We start from the raw sequence: 16268 nt of genomic DNA on the forward strand, positions 1-16268 counted from the left end.
AATTAGGTAATCATTCCTTTTCCGACCTAAAATTAGAAAAATCATGTCCGATACCCCGCAAAGTTTCGAGAATTTTAAGCTCAACAAACAACTTTTACTTGCCATCAACGAAGCCGGGTACGAAAAACCAACCCCTATACAGGCACAGGCCCTGCCCTTGGCGCTCGCCGGTCATGACCTGCTGGGCATTGCGCAGACTGGCACTGGCAAAACAGCCGCCTACCTACTGCCCTTACTCTTCAAGCTAAAATACGCCCAGGGCAAACACCCCCGCGGACTGGTACTCGCTCCTACCAGAGAGCTGGTTCTTCAGATTACCGATGAGGTGAACCGGTTTGCCAAATACACCGACCTCAGATCCGTGAGTCTGTACGGGGGCGTGGGACCCAAAAGCCAAATTGAAGCACTGCAAGAAGGGGTGGACCTCATCATCTCCACTCCCGGGAGGTTTTTGGATCTATACAACCGGGGTGAAATCTTCACTAGAGACCTGAAAACGATGGTAATGGATGAAGCGGACAAAATGTTGGATATGGGATTTATGCCACAAATCAGATCGACCTTAGAGGTTATCCCCGTCAAACGCCAAAACATGCTCTTCTCCGCCACCTTCAGTGGCAGAGTGGAAGTTTTGTCACAGGAGTTCCTTGAATTTCCGGAAAGGGTGGAAGTAACCCCTCAAGCTACCACCGCCGAAACGATCCGACAGGTCAAGTACGCCGTGCCAAATTTGAAGACGAAAATACACCTATTGGAATTTTTGCTGCGCCAGCAGGAGCTCAAACGGGTAATTGTCTTTACGAAATCCCGGAAAAATGCCGAAGCTGTCTCCAATTACCTGGGCCGGCGAGACCTGGGCGAGGTAAAGGTAATCCATGCCAACAAAGGTCAAAACACCCGAATTCATTCCATGGACCTCTTCAAAGCCGGTGATGTACGCATATTGGTGGCCACCGATGTCGCTGCTCGAGGCCTTGACATCACCGAAGTGAGCCATGTCATCAATTTCGATGTACCTCTCATCTACGATGACTACGTACATCGAATAGGGCGTACCGGCAGGGCAGAAAAAGATGGGGAAGCGATCACCTTCGTCAATCCGGCAGAAGCCTATCACTTCGACAAGATTGAAGGCATCATCCGAATGCAGGTTGTAGAGCTCAGTCTGCCAGAAGGTGTGGAAGTCCCTCCTACTCCCTTTGTGGAAAAACAAGAATATGAACGGGAGATTGATCTGCAAAAGCGAAAGGAAAACCCGGACTTCAAAGGTGCGTTTCATGAAAAGAAAGGCAACCCGGGCACAAATCCTTTCAAGCCCACCGAAAAGAAGCGAGGAAACAAGAACTCCAAAGCGAAGAAAAACCGCAGCCAGTTAAAAACACAATCCAAATACAAAAACAAATAAGCAGACCGCTGTGTCGAAAATCACACCAGCAGTAATCCGGCGTTTCGCAAAACAGTGATGGGCTTGGAAACCCAAAACGGTTCAAAATCCCCAAACCCCATCTGCTCATAGGCCATCTTGGCCTCCTTCCAGGTCAGCAAGCGCTTTACGCCGGGCCGAATCTGCTCCAAAAAGCCTTGCAACCAAGTCCCTACCTCCTTGTCAAGGACTATGGTGTAGGTATCACCCGAGGTATGAATGGTCCATTCGGACATTTCCCAACGACGCCCCTTTTTCATTTTTACCCGCTCATGCACTACGGGATGACTTCCCAGCCAAATCAACTTACCCAATGGATTGATCTGATAGGAATCGTCGGTCTCTAGGCAGCTCACGATAAAATCCCGGGCGACGGTAGTCCTTGGAACTTTAAAATCAAACCAGTCCTGAAGGGGCATGTCAAAACCTATGCCGTGCATAAAGTTAAACAGTGACTTCTTCAGACCGAAGCTAAACCGGGCATGGTCTACCCCTGTCTTATCCCGAAACGGCACCTCATTATCCGCAAAAGTCACCTCAGACCGATCAGGAACGACCTGATAAGCGTCGGGGTTTAGCCCAATGGGACTATGGGCAGTGAGGGCAAAACGGTGCCAAAAACCGGACTGCAACACGCCCTCTTCAAATAGCTGACGGACCATTTCCAAGCTGTCTACGGTTTCCTGAACCGTTTGTGTAGGGTATCCATACATCAGATAGGCGTGAACCATGATGCCCGAATCGGTAAAATTCCGTGTGACCCGCGCCACTTGCTCCACGGTAACCCCCTTATCTATCAAAGCCAACAAACGATCCGAAGCAACCTCCAGCCCTCCTGAAATGGCTATACAACCCGAATGCTTCAGCAAACGGCAAAGGTCTCGGGTAAAGCGTTTTTCAAAACGAATATTCGTCCACCAAGTCACATGGAGCTTCCTTCGGATGATCTCCAACGCCAATTCCCGCATCAACGCCGGCGGAGCCGCCTCATCCACAAAATGAAAGCCTGTGGTACCCGTTTGTTCGATAAGAGCCTCCATGCGGTCTACCAGCAGCTTGGCCGCTACCGGTTCGTATACCTTGATATAATCCAGTGACACATCGCAAAACGTGCATTTCCCCCAATAGCACCCGTGGGCCATGGTCAGTTTGTTCCACCTCCCGTCGCTCCAAAGGCTGTGCATGGGGTTGGCGATCTCTATCACCGAAATGTATTCCTCTAAGCGCAAATCGCTGTAATCGGGCGTACCTACTTCGGCTTGCCGATAATCTGGAAGTGTGGCGGTGTTGTTGTAAAAAACCTGTCCATCTAGAAGCATGTACGTTCGTTTGAGAGAAGGCAAGGAGGAGCATGGAGTCTTCGCTGTCAGCACATGATCGATCAGCAGCTCGATGGGTCGCTCCCCATCGTCCAAGGTGATGAAATCAAAGAACTCGAATACCCGAGAATCCTTCAGTGAACGAAGCTCTGTATTGGGAAAACCGCCACCCATGCAGGTAATCAACTGGGGGAAATGCTCCTTAACCCATCCTGCGCAACGAAAGGCACTGTATAAATTACCGGGGAAAGGCACTGAAAAACACACCATCGTAGGGTTGATCTCCGCAATCCGCTTTTTCAAAATATCCAAGGCAATATCGTCCACAAAGGTAGGAGCATCCTGTAGCGCAGCATACAGTTCGTCGAACTGATTGGCACTCTGCCCGAGCACCTCCGCGTACCGGCTAAAGCCAAAATGGGGATCCACGCACTCCACGATAAAATCGGAAAGATCTTCCAAATAAAGGGTGGCCAAATGCTTGGCCTTATCGACCATGCCCATATGGCCAAAGGCCCAATCCAAGTCGTCCAGTTGGTCAAACCGGGACGCTTTTGGAAGGTATCCTTCACTGCAAATCTGTCTTGCAAAAGGCAGATCTTTTCCCTGCAAAAACCTGACAACCTGATCCAACGGCCCCAAGTATGCCTCTCTCAAAGCCAGCATACGGCTGGCATTGGCGCTTAAGGCCTCCATTTCTTCCGCTAGTTGAAATATCCGCGAAAAAGACCGAGCAGAAAACAACTCCAATATCACCTCAATTCCCAAATCCATCTGAAACGAAGATATCCCTTTGGTACCCAAAAAACCTTTGATGTAGGCTGTTGCAGGGTATGGGGTATTGAGCTGGGTAAATGGAGGGGTGATAAGCAGAAGTTCTCTGGACATGACTAAAGACACTGGGACTTGGGGACAAAGATAAATCAATTTACCTACTGAACTCGGCAATACCGCCAAATAGACGATTGAATGATGTGAAAAAAACTTACAATAGGACAACCTAAAAATAATCAGAATACCATAAAGTTGCACTATTTTTGCCATCAACGGACAAAAGGTTATCCTATGAAGACTATATTTATTTCCAACCTGCTATTTTTTATGTCCCTCGGTCTGACTGAACAGGCATATGCCTGCGATCAGCACCCGCTGTTCAACCACCTACCAAACCACAAGGTCAGTTTCTGTGAAGAAAATGCCTTTAATCGGCTAAAAATCAAAATGACCTCATCCGATGGATCGTTGGAAGACGTCATAAAAAGTGGGTATTTTATTGACAGTTGGTTTGAGTTTCAGGGGGAGTTTGAAAAAAGGCCCTCTGCTGCAGAGATAATTGAGAACTACAAAAACGCCGTAATCTCCAAAGGAGGGTCGGTCAAGTATGAAAGCCGAGGGGAGGTCTACCTAATGGTGAAGGTGTCCGGGCAAACCTGGTGGACACGTGTTTCTACGGACAATAGCGGTACCTACCGGGTAGAATCCGTGCGGGAAGAAGCCATGGACCAGTCCATAATCCTATCCGCAGAAGAAATCAAACAGGAATTGCTAGACGCTGGTCGGGCTATCTTCTATGGTATTCTATTTGACACCGATAAAGCAGAAATAAAACAAGAATCATCCGAAACACTGGATGAAATTGCCCGCTTTCTACTGGCAAATCCCTCGGTAAATGTGTATGTGGTAGGGCACACGGATAATACCGGAAACTACGCCCATAATCTAGACCTTTCCAAAAAACGCGCGACTGCCGTAGTCGACCATCTAACCAAAAAAGCAGGAATACCCACCCACCAACTGGAGGCCATCGGTGTAGGCCCCGTCTCTCCCATCAGCCACAACCGTACGGATACCGAAAAACAGAAAAACCGAAGGGTAGAGCTGGTAGTAAAATAGCCGACTCGAAATCAGTTGTTTGTAGGGGGGGAGTAAAAATAAACGCTGCCAAAAAAAATCATTTTATCCCCTTTGCGTAAAACAACTACCGATTTCCATTTTGTGGCCGTACTATTCGGCCTGTACGACCCTGCCAGGGTCACTCTTTTCTGCTATCGTAGGATTGCCCCGAAAATATGTTAAATTTACAGCATAATTACAGCAACTATGGGTAGAAAAACAATCGATTTCGGCGAAACCTTAGGGCGGTATATTGATTTTGCCGTAAAGCAAGGCGGGTATAAAACCGAAGCTGAATACCTGCGGTATTTGGTTCGGAAAGATGAAGACCAAAACAGGGAGTTTTTACTTACCAAAGCGGCTATTCAAGAAGGACTCCAGAGTGGTGTAAGTCCTAAAGTCAGGACCGCAGAATAAATCGTGACGCTTGCCAAGAAAAGGGCAGTGGGAAAACCCGGCGTAAAACAGCATGGCTAATAACGTTTTATCTGTCAAGGCAGACGATGAGTTGGACGCCATTGCTGATTACTCTTTAGGGAAATGGAGTGAAAACAAACCCTCGTTTATATTGAGGAATTGTTCAACTGCCTAGGGAAAATCGCTACTAGCCCGGATATCGGGCGTGACGCATCAGAATTTCACCCACACCTTAAACGGCATAACTATAAACCCCACAGTATTTTCTATTTGCACTCCAATTCGAATATTAGGATTGTGCGTGTTTTAAGCCAGCAACAAGACTTTCAACGTCACTTATAATCGGCATCCTCAACTAGGTCTAGAATCCGCTACATCCTACTATCTCCTACCTGCTTTGCAGTCGTAATCCCATTTACGCCATCTGCAATGGCTTATGAAATAGCCTACTAGAAATCAAATGCCTGCCACTTGGAACACTTTTTCTATCGAATCTTGAAGTTCGCCCCTAATTCTTCGGGGGATTGATCATGATGTGTGCCCGGTGCGTGCCGGGATCCATGATCCAAGGCATACCCGGAGACTCCGGGCTGAGCGGTAGGCCGGTACTCTCCTGCGTGGCCCAAGGAATATACACTACATAGCGTAGGTAAGGGTTGGCGACTTCACCGGTTTGGGGATTGTATTCATCCGCAGAAGCCGTAAGCACATAGAGCGTGGCCCCATCCTTCGGCATTTTCAGTTTGCCGGACTTTACCTCTTCCTCCCGGATATCAAAAATCTCCCTAAAGCTCTTTCCCTGATCTTTCAGCTCCCTGCCCCTTGCCATAAAAGGTTCCAGGTCCCGATGGTAACAGGAAACGCTAAAGCCATTGGCGGAGGGATCATCCGCGATACAGATCATTTCATTTGAGCCATTCCTCAGCGTTACGAATTTGCCATTCGCATCGTACCCATACACCTTGGCGCCCTCACGGGTACCTTCGGGTGCTGCCATAACGGCCATTTTGATCTGCACAGCCCTATCCTGTACCGTCTGGGCACCACAGGCCGAATGAATGCCAAAAACAGTAAACAGGGCTATAAATACGCGGAATGCTGAAGATGGAAAGAGGTCGTTGCTCATAATCTATGCAGGGTATCGGTTTATCAATGGATAAATATAACGAAAAAAACATTCCCCAAAAACAAAAAACCCCGACCGTCAGGGATACTGAGTCGGTCGGGGCTTTTGGGTAAAAATTCGGTCTTTAGCGATCTGTACGTGTATTTACACGATCCACCGGCGTTCTATGCTCACGGTTTGCCAGGTCCCATGCCGTGTGAAAGATCAATCTTGCCCTTTTTTCCATCAATTCAAACTCAATCTTGTCCACCGTATCGGTGGGCTGATGGTAGTCATCATGCACGCCATTGAAATAAAAAATCACAGGGATGTTGTGCTTGGCGAAATTGTAATGATCCGAGCGATAGTAGAAACGGTTGGGATCGTCCTCTGCATCGTAGCGGTAATCCAAAATCAAATTAGAATAGGTCATGTTATTGTATTCGCTTATGACTTTGAGTTGCGATGATAGCATTTCAGACCCAATCACGTAGATATAGTCTTGGTTTTCCTTGCCTTCGTATTCATAGTCAATTCTACCCACCATGTCTATGTTCAGGTTGTTCACCGTGTTTTCCAATGGAAACACCGGGTTTTCCGCATAATATTCCGAACCAAGCAAGCCCTTTTCTTCCCCGGTTACATTTAAGAACAATACCGATCTGCGCGGTTTGAATCCATCTTTTGCAGCCAAAGCGAACGCCTCTGCGATCTCCATGACGCTCACTGTTCCGGATCCGTCGTCATCAGCACCATTATTGATCTGTCCATCACTGTTAATCCCCACGTGATCGTAATGCGAGGAGATCACCAATACCTCTTCCTTTTTATCGGTACCCTCGATGAATGCCATCACATTTTCCGTATCCACCCAGTTTTTCTTTTTGGTCACACGATACGTCGCCTTTTGGGCTTTGATGGATTCGGGCTTTCCTTTTGCCGCTTCTTTTAGCTCCTCTACCGGCGTATCGAATATCTCTGCCATTTTTTCAGAGCTTACCATAAAGATGGGCCTTTGTAACGTAGGCTTATCAAAGCCCATTCTACCTCTTCCTGCCAAAGACTTAAACCGATTTGCCATCCGATCAAAATTGGCCTGGCCTTCCATGGTGACTACCACGATACCCGCCGCACCTCTATCCATGATTTTATCTGCAAAACTGCTCGCCCGCTCCCCGATGGCCCATAGCCCGACCAGTTTACCGCTAACATCTACCTTAGCAAGGTTTTCATCACTTGCTATACCCAAAAAGACAAGATCGGCCTTTGCCGCCCTTTTCATATCACCATCTCCCATAAAGACGAAGTCCTCATTTTCAATCAGCTTGCTTCTTCCGATTTGCAACGCAACTTCTGTCCATAAAATACTTGAGAGCTGGAACGGTTGGAAATAATCACCGTTTACCGGACCTTTCAGTCCCAAAGCCCGATAAAAGTCCTTGAGGTATTCCGCTGCCAGCTTTTGACCCTTTTCCCCGGTATCCCTGCCTTCTAGTTCATCCGAGGCCAGGTAAGTCAGATGCCTCTCCAAATCCTTCACCTGAATCGTGGCCGCGTACTTTACCGGATCAGCTAACTGTGCCTCCGCACCAAATGACATAAACAGGGCGATCACACACCCAAAAACATACCTTTTATTTACCATTATTCATTTGAGGTTTAAATTGGAACCTATTTCAAGATTCTACACTTACTTTTTCGTCATTCAAGACCACAAAATTAGAGAAATCAAAACGTATACGATATTGTTTTTAGACACAATCTTTACCACAAATTATTCCTACCTTTGGGCCTTCATTTGGAAATCAAGATGACAGCCGTCAAAACTAATCATATTTTCCGCTTCTATGAAAATTAATCTCCACCCCTCCACTAAATTCCGCCACAGACACATTGCTCCTTCTACGGAAGAAATCCAAAAAATGTTGGAACGTATTGGTTCGAACTCCTTAGAAGAGCTGATCGATCAAACCATTCCAAAGCACATCCAACTAGAGCGGCCTCTACATCTGCCTTCCGAACTATCTGAAGATGCATTTTTGAAAAAATTCCATAAACTGGCGAAAAAGAACAAGATATTCAGATCGTTTATCGGACTGGGGTACTACGACACCATCGTGCCAGGGGTGATTCAGCGCAACATTTTGGAAAACCCCGGATGGTACACCGCCTACACCCCCTACCAAGCGGAGATCGCTCAGGGTAGGCTGGAGGCATTGATTAATTTTCAAACGGTGGTCATCGACCTGACCGGAATGGAACTGGCCAATGCATCCCTGCTAGATGAAGGGACAGCGGCGGCTGAGGCCATGACCATGCTTCACGCCTCCAAGCCCCGAACCAAAAAATCGGCCAACACCTATTTTGTGGATGAGAAAGTATATGCTCATACCCGAGATCTCTTACATACCAGAGCCCAGCCCTTGGGAATAAACCTTCACGTGGGCCCTTTATCCGAACTGGATTTGACCGATCCTGAACTTTACGGCGTCATGGTGCAATACCCTAACGCAAACGGAGAGGTTGTCGACTATTCATCTCTCGTGGCAAGCGCAAAAGAACAAGATGTAATGACTGCCTTCGCTACAGACCTATTGAGCCTGACCCTACTTAAGTCCCCTGGTGAAATGGGTGCTGACGTGGTGGTGGGTACCACGCAGCGCTTTGGGGTTCCGATGGGTTTCGGCGGACCTCATGCAGCATTTTTTGCCACAAGAGACGCCTTTAAGCGCCAAATTCCCGGAAGAATCATCGGCGTGTCGGTGGACAAAGCCGGTAAAAAAGCTTATCGTATGGCGCTTCAAACTCGGGAGCAACATATCAAAAGAGAAAAGGCCACCTCAAATATCTGTACCGCTCAGGTGCTGTTGGCCGTGATGGCCGGAATGTACGCTGTATACCATGGCCCGAAAGGCCTGAAGGAAATTGCATCCAAAGTTCACGGGCTGGCTGTCCTCACGGGACAAGCATTACAGAAACTCGGTCTCGATCTCAGCAGCCAAGTGTATTTTGACACCATTAAGGTTAACGTAAAACCTTCATTGACGGAAAAGGTGCGAACCTTTGCCCTTTCCCAAAAAATGAATTTCCGCTACGAAGATGATGCCATCTTGATTGCCTTTGATGAAACCAAAAGCTTTCAAGACGCTGAGGAAGTAGTACAGGTGTTTGCAAAAAGCATACAAGGTGAAGAGTTGGTTCGCTTAGATCCGCCTCAAGAGCTGCTCTCCCCAATTCCTGCTCAGCTGCAACGTCACAGCGAATTCCTTACTCACGAGGTGTTCAACCGGTACCACGCAGAGCATGAAATGCTTCGCTATATCAAAAAATTGGAGTCCAAAGATTTGTCATTGGTACATTCCATGATTTCGTTGGGGTCTTGTACCATGAAGCTGAATGCCACATCTGAAATGATTCCGGTTACGTGGCCCGAATTTGGACAAATCCACCCCTTTGCACCGCAAGATCAGGCGGCCGGTTATTATGAGTTGTTCCATGACCTGAGAAATTGGCTAAGTGAAATTACCGGGTTTGCCGACACCTCGTTGCAGCCCAATTCGGGAGCCCAAGGAGAGTATGCCGGATTGATGGTCATTCGTGCATACCATCATCATCGAAACGAAGCGCATAGAGACGTGGTACTCATTCCTACTTCCGCACACGGCACCAACCCTGCGTCAGCTGTAATGGCCGGGATGAAGGTAGTGTTGGTTCCCTGCGATGAGCGCGGAAACATCGACGTGGAAGCCCTACAGGAAAAAGCCGCTACCCACAAGGACAACCTTGCCGGACTAATGGTGACCTACCCTTCTACCCATGGCGTATTCGAAGAAGCCATCCAAAACATTTGTCAAACCATTCACGAGTTCGGTGGACTGGTCTATATGGATGGCGCCAATATGAATGCGCAGGTGGGCCTCACCAGTCCCGGTCGTATTGGTGCTGATGTTTGTCACCTGAATTTACACAAGACGTTTTGTATTCCCCATGGTGGGGGCGGACCCGGAATGGGACCTATTTGCGTAGCGGAACACCTCAAGCCCTTTTTACCGGGAAACACCTTTGTGAGCACCGGAGGTGAAAATGCGATCCCCGCCATTTCATCTGCTCCCTTTGGAAGTGCGAGCATTTTGCCCATCTCCTATGCCTATATTGCCATGATGGGTGGAGAGGGGCTGACCATGGCAACCAAAATAGCCATTCTGAATGCAAATTACATTAAGTCTAGACTAGAAGAACACTACCCCATACTTTACACGGGCAAAAATAACCGGGCAGCCCATGAGATGATCCTCGATTGCCGTAGCTTCAAAGAGGTCGGTATTGAAGTAGAAGACATCGCCAAGCGCCTCATGGACTATGGTTTCCATGCACCTACGGTATCCTTTCCAGTAGCCGGAACACTAATGGTGGAACCCACCGAATCCGAATCATTGGCAGAGCTCGACCGGTTTTGTGAAGCCATGATAGCTATTCGGGAAGAAATTCGTGAGGTAGAAACCGGCGCGGCCCCTAAAGAAAACAACGTACTCAAAAACGCCCCACACACAGCAGATTTAGTAATCGCAAGCAGTTGGGATTTCCCCTATTCCAGAGAGAAAGCGGCCTTTCCTTTGTCCTTTGTGCGGGAAAACAAATTCTGGCCCTCCGTACGCCGAATTGATTCGGCTTACGGAGACAGAAACCTCATTTGCAGTTGCGTACCCGTTGAGTCTTACGCAGAGGCAGAGTAGCCTATATTTCAACCCATAACTCTAATGAGGCATTCCTTGAAAGGAATGCCTTTTTTTTTGCGTATATCATCAGAATTAGGTCTTGCATAAACGGTTTTTATTACAATATATCACCATATTAATTTGATATTTTCATAATATATAATTTTTCAATATCTTCGATCACAGTAATACTACAAACCAAATCAACCAATCTATTTATGAAAAAAATCATTCTATTATTTAACTCAATTATTTTGATCCATTTTTGGTCGTTTGGCCAAACTGAGATCACTGGAAGGGTTGTTTCCGAAGAGGATAAGCAGCCCCTTCCGGGCGTAAGTATTATGGTCAAAGAAACCGGTAACGGCGTCGTGACAGACACCAACGGAGCCTTTCGATTAAATGTGCCAATTTCTGGTAAGACATTGGTTTTTTCGTTTATTGGGATGGCTACACAAGAAGTCACTATTGGTAATCAAACTCGCTTCGAGATTTCTTTGCGGGAAGAACAAAGAAGCCTTGACGAAGTGGTTGTGGTCGGCTATGGCACCATGGACCGAAAACGCCTTACCAGTGCGGTAAGCTCCATCAGCAGCGACCAGATTGATAAAGATCCGCTGCCGTCTCTAACCCAGGCTATTCAAGGGAAAGCCGGAGGAGTACAGGTTACGCAGAACTCTGGTACGCCCGGAGGGGGCATCAGCATTCGAATCCGGGGAACAACTTCGATAAATGCAAGCTCTGAACCCCTTTACGTGATTGATGGTGTTCCGGTAAACAGCTCTACCAACTTTACCGGAGGCCAGGATTTCAACTTTGGAGGTGCCGATCAGGGAATCAACGTCCTCGCCTCGATCAACCCAAGCGATATTGCCTCGATTGAAATTCTCAAAGACGCAGCTGCCACCGCCATCTACGGGGCGAGGGCATCCAACGGGGTGGTGCTAGTGACCACCAAAAGAGGTCGAGCAAATGAAAGCCGAGTAAGCGTAAACGCATACGCGGGCTTTTCCGAAGTACCTAGGGAACGGTGGCTACCCTTTATGAACTCGGAAGAATACGTAGACTACATACAAGACCTATGGAGCTATCGGCCACAAGGGGGATCTCCAAACCCTGCCATTTTGGACACGACCGTTGATACCGACTGGCAGCGGGAAACCTTTCAAACAGCAGCCATCCAAAACTACGAAGTATCAGCTACGGGAGGTAGCGATAAAACACAATACTACACGTCCTTTGGCTACTACAACCAAGAAGGTACCATCAAAAACTCGGGGTTCAATCGGTATAGCTTCCGGCTAAACCTGGACCATCAGCACAGCGACCGCCTTCAGTTCAATGCAAACGTGAATTTGACCAATGCGTTTAACAGACGAATTCAGGAAGAAAACTCCCGATCCGCACCTATTCGTAACGGATTGGTGACTCCCCCCACAATCCCAGTTAGAGACGCTGAGGGAAATTGGGCTTTTGATCCGCAGGTAACTTCGCGTGAAAACCCTGTCGCTTGGCTTACCCTTCCTACCAACACGGCCGAAAACCTGCGAATCCTGACGAATGCGGGCTTAACCTACAAAATCACAAAAGACTTGGGCTTTAAAAGCAACTTTGGGGTAGACTTAAGTACGATTGAAGAAAATTTCTTTCTGCCACCAAACGGTGTACGTTTCAACCAAGGCATAGGCCTAGGAGGCAGCCGGATCACCAAGGACCAATTGTGGCTGAACGAAAATTATTTCCAATTCCAGAAAGAGCTAAACGACAACAACCGAATCGATGCGATCTTGGGTATGTCTGTGCAGGAATCCAAATTTTCGTTTACGGATGCCCGCCGAACGAATTTCCCTTTCAATGAAATCCCCATCATTAGTGCCGGGGGCATTATCAGTGGAGCAAATGCCACTGTACAAGAATGGAGCATCCTATCTTATTTCTCGCGGGTAAATTACAGTATCCAGGATAAATATTTGTTCACGGCAAATTATCGGATCGACGGATCTTCACGGTTTGGAGCCCTTAACCGGTACGCACATTTCCCTTCCGTAGCCTTCGCATGGAGAATGGGAGATGAAGCATTCCTTCGGGGCAACGGGGTGGTCGAAAACCTGAAACTTCGTACCAGTTGGGGTTTATCTGGAAACCAAGAGATCCCCAATTACGTAAACCAGATACTTTTCTCCGGAGGTCAGGTTTACAACCAACAGCCGGGATTCCTGCCAAACGTATATGGCAATGGTGAATTGGGCTGGGAGACAACCGAGCAAATCAATTTGGGCCTGGACTTTTCGCTCTTCAACAATCGCATTAGTATACTGGCTGATTATTACATCAAGAACACCCGTGATTTGCTGATTCGAGTTCAGATCCCTCGCACCTCCGGCTATATGAACACCTTCACCAACTTGGGAGAAATTCAAAACCGAGGCTTTGAATTTGAGCTGAAAACCCGAAACCTGACTGGAGAATTTATCTGGAACACCTCATTGAACATGACCTTCAACCGAAACGAGGTGATGGCTCTACCGGAAGGTGATCTCCTGGGAGGCATAGGCAATTTCAATATCGCAAGAGAAGGGTTACCGCTAGGATCCTTCTTTGGCTGGGTCATGCACGGCGTTAACCCAGAAAACGGCATGATTGACTTCGAGCGCACGGATGGAACGTTGGGACCACCCACCAGGCAAGAAGATAGACAAATTATTGGGAACCCCAATCCACGCCTTTTTGGAGGAATTACCAATGATTTCTTCTACAAAAATTTTGATTTTAGTGTGATGGGCCAGTTTGTAGGAGGAGTAGAACTGTACAATTACACCGCATTCTACCGTTTGTCTGGCTTCAACCTCAGCGGCAACGGTGACAGCATGTGGACAAGAAGATGGAGGCAACCTGGCGATATCACCGATGTTCCGCGTCCTTCACCCGGCAGTCTGGACAATGCGGCTGTTTCTACCAGATGGGTGGAAGACGGATCTTTCTTCCGACTACGAAATATCACCCTAGGATATACCCTTCCAAGCGCCCTAACCGACCGGTTGAAAATCAACAACATGCGTATCTACACGACCGTTCAAAACGCCTTTGTGTTTACTGCATACACGGGTTATGACCCTGAGGTAAACGCCATGTCGAGCGACGGAATTGCCTACGGTACAGATCACAGCAACTACCCTCAGCCGCGGATTTTTACTGGCGGAATTAACATCACCTTCTAAGACCCTTTTGAATATGAAGCACATAAAAACATTAGTATTAGGACTTCTGCTTGGTACAGGATTTACTTCCTGCAATGATTTTATCGAAAAACAACCGATCGACCAGCTCAGCCAAGCCACGTTTTTTGCAGACGAAGCGACCACTCGTACCGCCATCATAGGCACGTATAGAAGCTTAACCGCCAGCGCAAGCTACGGACAGGCATTCGTTGTTATTCCTGAGTTTGCCGCGGGGAATATGGCCCACATTTCCAGCTTTCCGGAGTATGTAGAATTTCAGAACTTTAACGTCCGAATAGATAACCCATGGTCATTGAACCTATGGACAGCCGCTTACAACACCATCAATGCGGCAAACAATATCATCACGTTTGCCCCTCGCATAGCCGGTTTCACCAACAATACGGCTCTACAGCACCTTGTGCGTGAAGCCCGATTTGTTCGGGCACTTTCGTACTTCAACCTCGTAAGGGGATGGGGGGATGTCCCGCTGATTCTGGAGCCTACGACCCAGCAGACCACTAGTGTAGGCCTCAGGGTATCGAGGAATTCCACATCGGAGGTGTATGCCGCTATCATCGCAGATCTTACCCAAGCACTCGACCTACCTCTTAACGCCAGCGGAAGTGCAAAAGGACGGGCAAGTGGCATGGCTGCAAGAGCCCTTTTGGCAAAAGTCCAACTATATACAGGGAACTTTGCTCAAGCAGCACAATTGGCCGAAGAAGTCCTTGGAAATGGGGCTTATGCACTAGCTGAAAATTTTGCGGACATCTGGACTACAGAAAATTCATCCGAATCCCTGTTTGAACTTCAATTTGATCAACAGACACCCAATACCTTTGTGACAAACGCCAATCCTACATCCAGACAAGAGTTCTTCGCAAGAGCTTCGGCAGAAGAGCTATTTGTCGATACAGATCTTCGTAGGTCATTCACCATTCGAAGAGCACTGGATGTGGCAGGCAACGAGCAATTGTATGTAGGCAAGTATCGAAATTTCAACCCACCTAACCAGAATGTCCCGATCATAAGGCTAGGGGAAGTGTACTTGATCCATGCGGAGGCCCGCGCGAAAGCTGACGGAAATGTAAGTGATGCCGCATTGGCCAGCTTAAATACCATAAGGCAAAGAGCAGGTATCAGCCCTATTGCCAACCCCGGTTCTGTTGAAGCGTTCACCAGGGAGGTTCAACTGGAAAAGCGGCGGGAAATGATGTTTGAGTTTGAGACCTGGTTTGATTTGACCAGAACCGGACTCGCAACGGAGATGCTAGGTGTTCCGTCACAGCAACAGTTCGTTTTTCCTATTCCCCAGCTGGAACTGGATCTAAATCCGAATTTGGTCCAAAATCCGGGATATTGATATTTTCCCTTTCTGAAAAGCGCGTGGGCCGAATGGCTTACGCGCTTTCTTTTTACGATATATCTCTAGGGTCTGTCGGGATGTTGATTTCCTCCAATAATGCTCCAGCCATATCTAGCTTGATGCCGGTCAGGCAGACACCCCGAAAAGCCGCCGTATCCACGTTCCAAGAGGGTGGATCACTGATAAAAGTAGCTCTCCCATTTATCTGTGGTGTATGTCCAATCACCTGTAGTTTGCCTAAATCCCTCAGCAACCCCCTATTCCATAGGATACCATGCCGATTTTCCTCCACAAAGGGGTCATTGGTATGAGATATACCAGCATGGGAAACAAAAACGGCGTCATTTTGCCAAAACAAGTCCCTGCGACCCAGCCAATCTACCCATTCCTCCGCTAGTGACTCCACATTGGCAAACGAACTCAATGTTTCCTTACCACCATTCACTAGCCAATGATTTCGCAGATCTTCACCGATTAGGTATTTTATCATCATCAGTTCGTGATTCCCCTTCAAAAAAACGGCTCGGCCGGGGAATCCTTCCTCTAGTTCCTTGGACTTTTCTAAACAACGATTGCTGTAGAGACCCCGATCCACCAAATCGCCCACTTGTATCAACAACTCCGTCTCCGGATTCCAGTGCTGTAACAATTTGATGTAAGTATGCCAGCATCCATGTACGTCCCCTATTACAAAGAGATTCCTTTTTGTTGCATCCATTATGTATGATTTAGAGGATAACCTGTTTGGGGCCAAATCAGACTTTCCAACAGTTATTGATACAGACAAGGTGCATGTTCCAATAATTTCC

General features: G+C 47.6%; 11 protein-coding genes. 7 read left to right on the forward strand and 4 right to left on the reverse strand.

The window, feature by feature from the left end; all coding sequences use genetic code 11:
- Nucleotides 1-43: 43 nt before the first annotated feature.
- On the forward strand, nt 44-1405 hold the full coding sequence (locus IAQ59_RS04810; RefSeq protein ID WP_209329650.1) for a DEAD/DEAH box helicase: 1362 nt from the start codon (nt 44-46) through the stop codon (nt 1403-1405).
- A gap of 20 nt (nt 1406-1425) precedes the next feature.
- Here the strand turns inward: IAQ59_RS04810 and IAQ59_RS04815 are convergent, their stop codons facing one another.
- On the reverse strand, nt 1426-3630 hold the full coding sequence (locus IAQ59_RS04815; protein WP_209329651.1) for a B12-binding domain-containing radical SAM protein: 2205 nt from the start codon (nt 3628-3630) through the stop codon (nt 1426-1428).
- Between the two features lie 177 nt (nt 3631-3807).
- On the opposite strand from IAQ59_RS04815, the gene IAQ59_RS04820 reads away from it, so the two are divergent.
- The 3 genes from IAQ59_RS04820 to IAQ59_RS22725 all read left to right on the forward strand — a co-directional run bounded on the left by IAQ59_RS04820 (nt 3808) and on the right by IAQ59_RS22725 (nt 5394).
- Nucleotides 3808-4635, forward strand: coding sequence for an OmpA family protein (locus IAQ59_RS04820; RefSeq protein ID WP_209329652.1), 828 nt, complete (start codon nt 3808-3810; stop codon nt 4633-4635).
- A gap of 207 nt (nt 4636-4842) precedes the next feature.
- The gene (locus tag IAQ59_RS04825; protein ID WP_209329653.1) at nt 4843-5052 is read left to right on the forward strand and encodes a ribbon-helix-helix domain-containing protein; all 210 of its coding nucleotides are present in this window, start codon (nt 4843-4845) and stop codon (nt 5050-5052) included.
- 159 nt (nt 5053-5211) lie between these two features.
- The gene (locus IAQ59_RS22725; protein WP_209329654.1) at nt 5212-5394 is read left to right on the forward strand and encodes a type II toxin-antitoxin system RelE/ParE family toxin; all 183 of its coding nucleotides are present in this window, start codon (nt 5212-5214) and stop codon (nt 5392-5394) included.
- A 166-nt stretch (nt 5395-5560) separates the two neighbouring features.
- On the opposite strand, the gene IAQ59_RS04835 is transcribed toward IAQ59_RS22725, so the two are convergent.
- Nucleotides 5561-6178, reverse strand: coding sequence for a hypothetical protein (locus tag IAQ59_RS04835; protein WP_245189435.1), 618 nt, complete (start codon nt 6176-6178; stop codon nt 5561-5563).
- 124 nt (nt 6179-6302) lie between these two features.
- Complete coding sequence (locus IAQ59_RS04840; protein WP_209329655.1) at nt 6303-7802, reverse strand: M28 family peptidase; 1500 nt, start codon at nt 7800-7802, stop codon at nt 6303-6305.
- Between the two features lie 202 nt (nt 7803-8004).
- Between IAQ59_RS04840 and gcvP the strand changes: the two genes are divergently transcribed.
- The 3 genes from gcvP (at nt 8005) to IAQ59_RS04855 (ending at nt 15456) form a co-directional block, all read left to right on the forward strand.
- Complete coding sequence (gcvP, locus tag IAQ59_RS04845) at nt 8005-10890, forward strand: aminomethyl-transferring glycine dehydrogenase (protein ID WP_209329656.1); 2886 nt, start codon at nt 8005-8007, stop codon at nt 10888-10890.
- Between the two features lie 200 nt (nt 10891-11090).
- Nucleotides 11091-14090 (forward strand): SusC/RagA family TonB-linked outer membrane protein, encoded by a 3000-nt coding sequence (locus IAQ59_RS04850; RefSeq protein ID WP_209329657.1) that lies wholly within the window; start codon nt 11091-11093, stop codon nt 14088-14090.
- A 13-nt stretch (nt 14091-14103) separates the two neighbouring features.
- Nucleotides 14104-15456, forward strand: a complete 1353-nt coding sequence (locus IAQ59_RS04855) for a RagB/SusD family nutrient uptake outer membrane protein (RefSeq protein ID WP_209329658.1) — start codon at nt 14104-14106, stop codon at nt 15454-15456.
- A 52-nt stretch (nt 15457-15508) separates the two neighbouring features.
- Here the strand turns inward: IAQ59_RS04855 and IAQ59_RS04860 are convergent, their stop codons facing one another.
- The gene (locus tag IAQ59_RS04860; RefSeq protein ID WP_209329659.1) at nt 15509-16177 is read right to left on the reverse strand and encodes a metallophosphoesterase; all 669 of its coding nucleotides are present in this window, start codon (nt 16175-16177) and stop codon (nt 15509-15511) included.
- Nucleotides 16178-16268: the final 91 nt, after the last annotated feature.

The sequence above is a fragment of the Lunatimonas salinarum genome, from assembly GCF_017811155.1.
Taxonomy (GTDB): Bacteria; Bacteroidota; Bacteroidia; order Cytophagales; family Cyclobacteriaceae; genus Lunatimonas; species Lunatimonas salinarum.